Source organism: Agrococcus citreus (genome assembly GCF_039527715.1).
Classification (GTDB): domain Bacteria; phylum Actinomycetota; class Actinomycetes; order Actinomycetales; family Microbacteriaceae; genus Agrococcus; species Agrococcus citreus.
Genome location: NZ_BAAAKK010000006.1, coordinates 70,711 through 78,855 on the forward strand (window position 1 = coordinate 70,711; position 8,145 = coordinate 78,855).

8 protein-coding genes are annotated in these 8,145 nt (G+C 73.3%); 4 read left to right on the plus strand and 4 right to left on the minus strand.

The genetic code is table 11. The features are described from left to right. Window positions 1–218 precede the first annotated feature (218 nt). Complete coding sequence (locus ABD106_RS13485) at window positions 219–656, plus strand: ketopantoate reductase C-terminal domain-containing protein (protein ID WP_343921613.1); 438 nt, start codon at window positions 219–221, stop codon at window positions 654–656. Here the strand turns inward: ABD106_RS13485 and ABD106_RS13490 are convergent. Then, entirely contained in the window at window positions 653–1,354 is a 702-nt protein-coding gene (locus ABD106_RS13490) for a nucleoside/nucleotide kinase family protein (RefSeq protein ID WP_343921239.1), read from the minus strand. The two genes, ABD106_RS13485 and ABD106_RS13490, sit on opposite strands and share 4 nt — an antisense overlap. Before the next feature lie 17 nt (window positions 1,355–1,371). Beyond that, window positions 1,372–2,637: a DUF418 domain-containing protein gene (locus ABD106_RS13495; RefSeq protein WP_343921241.1), complete on the minus strand. Its 1,266-nt coding sequence runs from the start codon at window positions 2,635–2,637 to the stop codon at window positions 1,372–1,374. Between the two features lie 74 nt (window positions 2,638–2,711). Here ABD106_RS13495 and ABD106_RS13500 point away from each other — a divergent pair, with 74 nt between their 5' ends. From ABD106_RS13500 to ABD106_RS13510, 3 genes are read left to right on the plus strand one after another with little or no spacing between them, the layout of a single operon-like run. After that, on the plus strand, window positions 2,712–3,584 hold the full coding sequence (locus tag ABD106_RS13500) for an HhH-GPD family protein (RefSeq protein ID WP_343921243.1): 873 nt from the start codon (window positions 2,712–2,714) through the stop codon (window positions 3,582–3,584). Window positions 3,585–3,594: 10 nt separating this feature from the next. Next, window positions 3,595–5,007, plus strand: coding sequence for an RNB domain-containing ribonuclease (locus ABD106_RS13505; protein ID WP_343921245.1), 1,413 nt, complete (start codon window positions 3,595–3,597; stop codon window positions 5,005–5,007). Window positions 5,008–5,009: 2 nt separating this feature from the next. Further along, window positions 5,010–5,558 (plus strand): GNAT family N-acetyltransferase, encoded by a 549-nt coding sequence (locus ABD106_RS13510; protein ID WP_343921247.1) that lies wholly within the window; start codon window positions 5,010–5,012, stop codon window positions 5,556–5,558. Window positions 5,559–5,585: 27 nt separating this feature from the next. On the opposite strand, the gene rbfA is transcribed toward ABD106_RS13510, so the two are convergent. Continuing rightward, the gene (gene rbfA, locus ABD106_RS13515) at window positions 5,586–6,023 is read right to left on the minus strand and encodes a 30S ribosome-binding factor RbfA (protein ID WP_343921249.1); all 438 of its coding nucleotides are present in this window, start codon (window positions 6,021–6,023) and stop codon (window positions 5,586–5,588) included. A gap of 65 nt (window positions 6,024–6,088) precedes the next feature. Beyond that, window positions 6,089–8,145, minus strand: a 2,057-nt coding sequence (gene infB / locus ABD106_RS13520) for a translation initiation factor IF-2 (protein ID WP_343921251.1), incomplete at its 5' end; no start/stop codon positions are given.

Genomic DNA, 8,145 nt, shown 5'->3' on the forward strand with positions numbered 1-8,145 from the left:
CGCCCGCCGAGCTGCTGGGCCACTCGCGCGTCGCGGGCGGCATCGCGCTCATGGCCGCGAACTCCATGGAGCCGGGCACCATCACCGTGACGGCTCCCGGCGACACCATCGTCGGCGGCGCGGAGGGCGCTCGCTTCGCCGAGCTCCTCGCCGAGGCGCTGCCGACGAGCCTGACGCCGTCGATCGAGGGCGCGCAGTGGACGAAGCTGCTCATCAACATGGTGAACGCGCTGCCGGCGATCGTCGGCCACTCCGTGCAGGACGTCATCCGCGACCCGGGGCTGCGGCGCGTCATGCTCGCCTCGATGCGCGAGACGGCGCGCATCGGGCTCGCCTCCGGCGTGCGCTTCCAGCCGTTGCAGGGGCTCACGCCCGTGCTCGTGCGCGTCGTCGCGTTCGCGCCGCGGCGCATCGCGCAGCAGGTGCCGCTCCGCATCAAGGACCGGCTGGGCGACGTGCCGAACCTCGGCTCGACGCAGCAGTCGATCCGCCGCGGTCAGCCCACCGAGGTCGACCACATCAACGGCGCCGTCGTCGCGGCGGCGGCGAGGATCGGCCGGGAGGCGCCGGTGAACGCGTCGCTCGTCGAGCTCGTGCACGAGGTCGAGCGCACGGGCCGGTTCCTGCCCGCGTCGGTCGTGCGGCGGCTCGGCTAGCAGCTGTCGGCGAAGACCTGCTTCGGCCAGCGCCAGTCGCTGTTGTCGACGATCGCGAGCGCCTTGCCGCGCGGCCGGACGGTGCGCTCGTAGAGGTCGTGCGCCTCGCGATACCGCCGGTGGGAGGCGTGCTGCACGTCGGGATGCGCGCCGTCGCGGGCGCGCATCCGCTCACCGCGCACCCGGTCGTCGGCCTCGAGGAAGATGACGGCGTGCCACTTGCCCGCGAGCGAGGGACGCTGCAGGAACACGCCGTCGACGATGAGCACGGCATCCGGGCCCGCCGTCTCCCACTCCATCTCGACCGCGCGGTCGGCGTGCAGGTCGAAGGCGCGCGTCATGAAGCCCGTCGATCCGCCCATGCGGAACGGGTGCAGCAGCACCCGGTCGAGGAGCTCGGTGTCGAAGGCGTCCTCGTAGTAGCCCTTCGGCGAGTCCCTGCCCTGGCGGTACCGGAACGCCTGCGGCCGGTGGAAGTCGTCGGCGCTCGCGCGGAACGCCTCGACGCCGGCGCGAGCGAACGCGACCTGCAGCGCATCCGCGAAGCGCGTCTTCCCGACGCCGTCGCGACCCTCGATCGCGACGAGCCGGCGGCCGCGCGGATTGCGCCGCACGAGCTGCTCGGCGAGGGTCGTGTAGAGCGCCTTCTGCTCGGGCGTCCAGGAGGCTGCCTGCATGAGCAGCGAGGAGTCGACCATGTCGTCAGCCTAGGCGCTCACGCCACGGGCGTCGGGGCGGCCACGGGCCGCGTGCCGTAGGCGAGCCGGCGCAGCAGCGCCTCGGCCGGACCGCGCCTGCCGGCACGGTCGAGCACCACGGCGACCACGAGGGTGACGAGCCACACGCCGACCGCGAAGGCGGCTGCGCCGAGCGGCGAGAGCACCGCCCCGAGCCCGAAGCCCCACGCGGCGAACGCCGGCGCGAACAGCACCGACTGCAGCAGGTAGCTCGAGAGCGAGCGCTTGCCGACGGCTGCGAGCGCTCGCGAGACGACGCCTCCGCGCTCGCCGACCGCAGCGGCGACGAGGCCGAAGAGCGCGGCGTAGCCGACGCCGCCCGCGACGCCGGCGAGGCTCGAGACGCCCATCGTCGCCCACGAGATCGCGGGGTCGAACAGCAGCTCGGCGAACTGGGCGGCGGCGAGGGCGCCGCCCGCCCAGCCGATCGCGATGCCCACCACGGCGATGCGGATGAGCGTCGAGCGGTGCTCGCGCGGCCGGTCGAGCAGCCCACGGCGTGCCGCGAGGATGCCGAGCGTCACGGCGAGCGGCACCGTGAGTGCGAGCAGCTGGCCGGGCGTCGCGACGAGCCAGGTGCCGATGCTCGCGAGCATGAAGACGGGGTAGTCCGAGAGCCCCGCCACCGAGGGGAGCGCGCCACCGGCGAACTGCGCGGGGTCGCCCGCGATGCCAGTGCTGAGCACGACGCCGCTGACGATCGAGAAGAGCGCGAACAGCAGCAGCAGCCCCGCCATCACCCACGCGACGACCTGGAGGGTGCGGTCGCGTCGCTGCAGCAGCAGCCACGTGACGAGCAGCCCGGTGATGCCGTACGCGCCGACGATGTCGCCGAACCACAGCAGCAGCGCGTGCACGGCGCCGATCGCGAGCAGCCACCAGTGGCGCCGCTGCAGCAGTCGCCGCGCCTCGGAGCTCGGCGTGCCTGCGGCGGACTGCCGGCTGTAGAGCTGCCAGATGCCGTAGCCGAAGAGGAACGCGAACAGCGGGTAGGAGCGGCCGTCGATCGCGACGAGCGAGAAGAGCTGGTAGCCGAGGTCGGCGCCCCCATGGCCGACGGTATGCGCGTTCGTCAGCCCGTGCCGGCCCGCGTAGAGCCACCACGGCACGTTGGCGAGCGCGATGAGCAGCAGCATGAGGCCGCGCGCGAGGTCGGGGGCGAGGCTCCTGCCGCGAGCGGCGGTCGCTGCCGCGGCGTGGTCGACGACGGGCTCGGGATGCTGCGGCGGAGCGGTCTCGGTCACGACGATCACGCTAGGGCGCTGCGGGCGCGGCCGCCTCCGCCGAGCGGCGGATCCTGCTCGTCTAGCCTGGCGGGATGCTCCCTGCCGCCTCCCTGGACGCGCTCGCCGGCTGGTACCGCGCCAGCGCGCGCGACCTGCCCTGGCGACGGCCCGAGTTCGACGCGTGGGGCACGCTCGTGAGCGAGATCATGCTCCAGCAGACCCAGGCGTCGCGCGTCGCGGTCGAGATCGACCGCTGGCTCGAGCGCTGGCCGACGCCCGCCGCGCTCGCGGACGCTCCGACGCACGAGGTGCTGCGCCAGTGGGGCACGCTCGGCTACCCGCGGCGCGCGCTGCGGCTGCAGGATGCGGCGCGGGCGATCGTCGAGCGGCACGGCGGCGAGGTGCCGCGCGACGTCGCCGAGCTGCTCGCGCTGCCGGGGATCGGCGACTACACGGCGCGCGCCGTCGCCGTCTTCCACTTCGGCGACCGGCACCCGGTGGTCGACACGAACGTGCGCCGCGTGGTCGCGCGGGCCGTGCACGGTCAGGGCGAGGCCGGGCCGGCCGCGAGGCGCGACCTCGCCGGCGTCGAGGCGCTGCTGCCCGCCTCCCCCGCCGACGCATCCGTGGTCTCGATCGCGCTCATGGAGCTCGGCGCGCTCGTCTGCACGGCTCGGGCGCCGCGGTGCGACGCGTGCCCGATCGCGGCGGCCTGCGCCTGGCGGGCAGCCGGCTACCCCGCGTTCGAGGGCAGGCGAGCGCCCCGCCAGGGCGCCTTCGCCGGCAGCGACCGGCAGGCGCGCGGCACGGTGCTGCGCGCGCTGCGCGCGGTCGACGTGCCGCTCGCCGAGGCCGAGCTCACGCCGCTGTGGCCCGATGCCGAGCAGCTCGAGCGCGCCGTCGCGTCGCTCGCGGCCGACGGCCTCGTCGTGCGAGAGCCCGGAGCGGTCAGGCTGCCCGACTAGGTTGTGACGCATGCCGGCACGACACGCGCGTCTGACCGATGCGAGCGACGAGCTCGCCGCCGCCCTCGCCGCCATCCGCGAGGAGCTGGAACTCACGGCCGAGTTCCCGCCCGCCGCGCAGGCCGAGGCCGAGGCGTACGCCGCCTCGCCGCGACTGCCGGACGCCGACCGCACCGACGTCGACTTCGTCACGATCGACCCGGAGGGCTCGACCGACCTCGACCAGGCGCTCCACCTCGAGCGCGACGGCGACGGGTTCGTCGTGCGCTACGCCATCGCCGACGTGCCCGCGTTCGTCGAGCCGGGCGGCGCGATCGATGCCGAGGCGCGGCGCCGCGGGCAGACGATGTACGCGCCCGACGGCCGCGTGCCGCTGCATCCGCCGATCGTGAGCGAGGGCGCCGCGAGCCTGCTCGAGGGGCAGGAGCGCAGCGCGTACGTCTGGACGATGCACCTGGATGCGTCGGGCGACGTGACCGAGACGACGCTCGAGCGGGCGCGCGTGCGCTCGCGCGCGCAGCTGACCTACGTCGAGGCGCAGCGGCGCGTCGACGCGGGCGACGCCATGCTCGGCCTGCTCCGCGAGATCGGCGAGCTGCGGATCGCGCTCGAGGAGGCCCGCGAGGGCGCGAGCCTCGACATGCCCGAGGAGCAGGTCGTGCGCGACGGCGACGACTTCGCGATCGAGCGCCGTGAGCTGCTGCCGGTCGAGCGCTGGAACGCCCAGCTGTCGCTCATGACGGGCATGGAGGCGGCGAACCTGCAGCTGCGGGCGAAGCGCGGCATCCTGCGCACGATGCCGGTGCCCCCGCCGGGCGACGTCGAGCGCTTCCGCACCGAGGTGCGCGCGATCGGCGAGGAGTGGGTCGAGGGCGAGCACTACGGCGCGTTCCTGCGCCGGCTCGATCGTTCGAAGCCCACGACGCTCGCGATCCTGCAGGCCGCGCGGCGGCTGTTCCGCGGCGCCTCCTACACGGTGCTCGACGACGACTCGGTCGCGTCGGAGCTCGAGCAGGCCGCGATCGGCGCCCCGTACGCGCACACCACGGCACCGCTGCGGCGGCTCGTCGACCGGTACGTGCTCGCGCACTGCGATGCGATCGCGAACGGCCGTGAGATCCCCGCGTGGGCCACTGAGGGGCTCGAGGGGCTGCCCGAGATCATGCAGGCGTCGGGCCAGCTGGCGTCGCGGCTCGAGCGCGAGTCGATCGACGCGGTCGAGATCGCCGTGCTGCGGCACCGGATCGGCGAGGAGTTCGACGCCGTCGTGGTCGAGACGCGCAAGGAGGGCGCGACGATCCAGCTGCTCGACCCGCCCACCGAGGCCGCGTGCGACACGGCCGCCGGGCCGGGCACGCGCATCCGCGTCAGGCTCACCGAGGCCGACCTCGCCGCGCGGCGGCTGCGGTTCGCCGAGGCCTGACCATGGTGACGCGAGTCCGCCCGGCGACCGTCGAGGATGCCCGCGGTGTCGCGACCGTCCACGTCGAGACGTGGCGCGCGGCCTACCGCGGGCTCATCGACGACGCCGTGCTCGACGCGCAGCGGGTCGAGCAGCGCGAGCAGATGTGGACGCGGTGGCTCGAGCGCACGGGCGCCGGGCAGCCGAGCTACGGCGACGGCGACGCCGTGCACCGGATGCTCGTGGCCGAGGCGGACGGCGCCATCACCGGCTGGGCGACGTTCGGTCGCGGTCGCGACGCGGAGGATGCCGGCCGAGGCGAGCTCGCCGGGCTCTACGTGCTGCCCGGCCATTGGGGCACGGGGACCGGCCACGCGCTCATCGAGCACGCGGTGCTCGGGCTGCGCTCCGACGGGTGGCGCGAGGCGTACCTCTGGGTGCTGCACGGCAACGAGCGAGCGTTCCGGTTCTACGGCCGCCACGACTGGCACGCCGACGGCACCGAGCGGCTCGGCGCCGCGGGCGGCGCGACGGAGCTGCGCGAGCTGCGGCTCGTGCGCCGGCTCGCCTGACGGCGTCCGGCGTACGAACCGGGCTGCTCAGTCCTCGTCGTCCGCTTCGCGCGGCTTCTTGTACGGGTCGGCGTCGCCGGCGTACTGCGCAGCGGCAGCCGCCTCCTGCGCGGCGCGGTCCCGCACGCGCGCCTCGTCGAGCAGGTGCTCGATCGATGCGGCGCTCTCGGGCAGCGCGTCGAGGAAGAACTCGATCGACGGGGTCAGCCGGAGCGAGAGCCCCTTGCCGATCTCGCGCCGCACGACGCCCTTCGCGCTCGCGAGCGCCTTCGCGGTCTCCTCGCGCTCCTCGTCCGTGCCGTACACGGTGTAGAAGATCGACGCGTGCTGGAGATCGCCGGTCATGCGCACGGCCGTGATCGTGACGAAGCCGAGCCGCGGGTCGCGCACCTCGTGCTCGAGCGCGCGCACGGTGATCTCGTGGATGCGGTCGGCGATCTTCCTCGCCCTGGGGTTCTCTGCCATGTCGTTCCTCCGGTCCTAGAGACGGGTGTGGGGCGACCGCAGCCGCCCCACACCCTTGTCGCGTGTCAGACGCGCGGCTTCTCCACCATCTCGGTGGTCTCGATCTCGTCACCGATCTGGAGATCGTTGAACTTGCCGAGGCCGATGCCGCACTCGAAGTCGGTGCGGACCTCGGTGACGTCGTCCTTGAAGCGGCGCAGCGACTCGATGGCGAGGCCATCGGCCAGCACGACGCCGTCGCGGATGACGCGCGCCTTCGCGTTGCGGGTGATCGTCCCCGAGCGCACGATGCAGCCGGCGATGTTGCCGAACTTCGACGAGCGGAACACCTCGCGGATCTCCGCCACGCCCGACTGCTTCTCCTCGAACTCCGGCTTGAGCATGCCCTTCAGCGAGTTCTCCACGTCCTCGATGGCCGCGTAGATCACGTTGTAGAAGCGGATGTCGACACCCTCGCGGGCAGCGCGCTCTCGAGCCTTCGGGTCGGGGCGGACGTTGAACCCGATGATGACGGCCGAGTCGACCGTCGCGAGGTTCACATCCGACTCGGTCACGCCACCGACACCGCGGTGGATGATCCGCAGGTCGACGGTGTCGTCGATCTCGATCTTCATGAGCGACTCCTCGAGCGCCTCCACGGCACCCGACACGTCGCCCTTGATGATGAGGTTGAGCGTCTCGACCTTGCCCTGCTCGAGCGCGAGCTTGAAGTCCTCGAGCGACAGGCGCTTGCGGGCCTTCGCCAGCTGCGCGTTGCGCTCCACGGCCTCGCGCTTCTCAGCGATCTGGCGCGCGGTGCGGTCCTCCTCGGTGACGATGAAGCTGTCACCTGCACGGGGGACGCTCGAGAGGCCCTGCACCTGGACGGGCATCGACGGGCCGGCCTCGTGGACCAGCTCGCCGCGGTCGTCGACCATCGCACGGACGCGGCCGTAGGCCGTGCCCGCCACGATCGCGTCGCCGACGCGCAGCGTGCCCGACTGGATGAGCACGGTCGCGACCGCGCCGCGGCCCTTGTCGAGGCGAGCCTCGATCGCGACGCCGCGAGCCTCCTTGTTGGGGTTGGCGCGCAGGTCGAGACCGGCGTCGGCGGTGAGCAGCACGGCCTCGAGGAGCTCCTCGATACCGGTGCGCGCGAGCGCCGAGACGTCGACGAACATCGTGTCGCCGCCGTACTCCTCGGTGACGAGGCCGTACTCGGTGAGCTGCTGGCGCACCTTGGCGGGGTTCGCGCCCTCCTTGTCGACCTTGTTCACCGCGACCACGATCGGCACGTTGGCTGCCTGCGCGTGGTTGAGCGCCTCGATCGTCTGGGGCATGATGCCGTCGTCGGCCGCGACCACGAGGATCGCGATGTCGGTCACCTGCGCACCACGGGCACGCATGGCGGTGAACGCCTCGTGGCCCGGGGTGTCGATGAAGGTGATCGCGCGGTCCTCGCCCTCGTGCTCCTGCCACACCTGGTAGGCGCCGATGTGCTGCGTGATGCCGCCGGCCTCGCCCTCGATGACGTTGGCGCCGCGGATCGCGTCGAGCAGTCGCGTCTTGCCGTGGTCGACGTGACCCATGACGGTGACGACGGGCGAGCGGTAGACGAGGTCCTCGTCGGTCTCGTCCTCGAGCTCCTGCTCGAGGTCGATGTCGAAGCCCTCCAGGAGCTCCTTGTCCTCGTCCTCGGGGCTGACGATCTGGATGCGGTAGCCGAGCTCCGCGCCCAGCAGCTCGAAGGTCGCCTCGTCGAGCGACTCCGTCGCCGTCGCCATCTCACCGAGGTGGAACAGCACGGTCACGAGGTCGCCGGGGCTCGCGTCGATCTTCTCGGCGAAGTCGGCGATCGATGCGCCGCGGCGCATCCGGACGACGGTCGTGCCGTCGCCGCGACGGACCTTGACGCCACCGATCGACGGCGCCTCGCGCATCTCGAACTCGAGCCGCTTCGTGCGCTTCGACTTGCGCGACTTGCCCTTCGCGCCGCCCTTGCCGAACGCGCCGGCAGTGCCGCCGCGACCGCGACCGCCACCGGGACGGCCCGCGAACGCAGGACCGCCACGACCGGGAGCGCCGGGGCCGGGAGCACCCGCACCGGCACGCTGGAAGCCACCGGCGGGACGGCCGCCGGCAC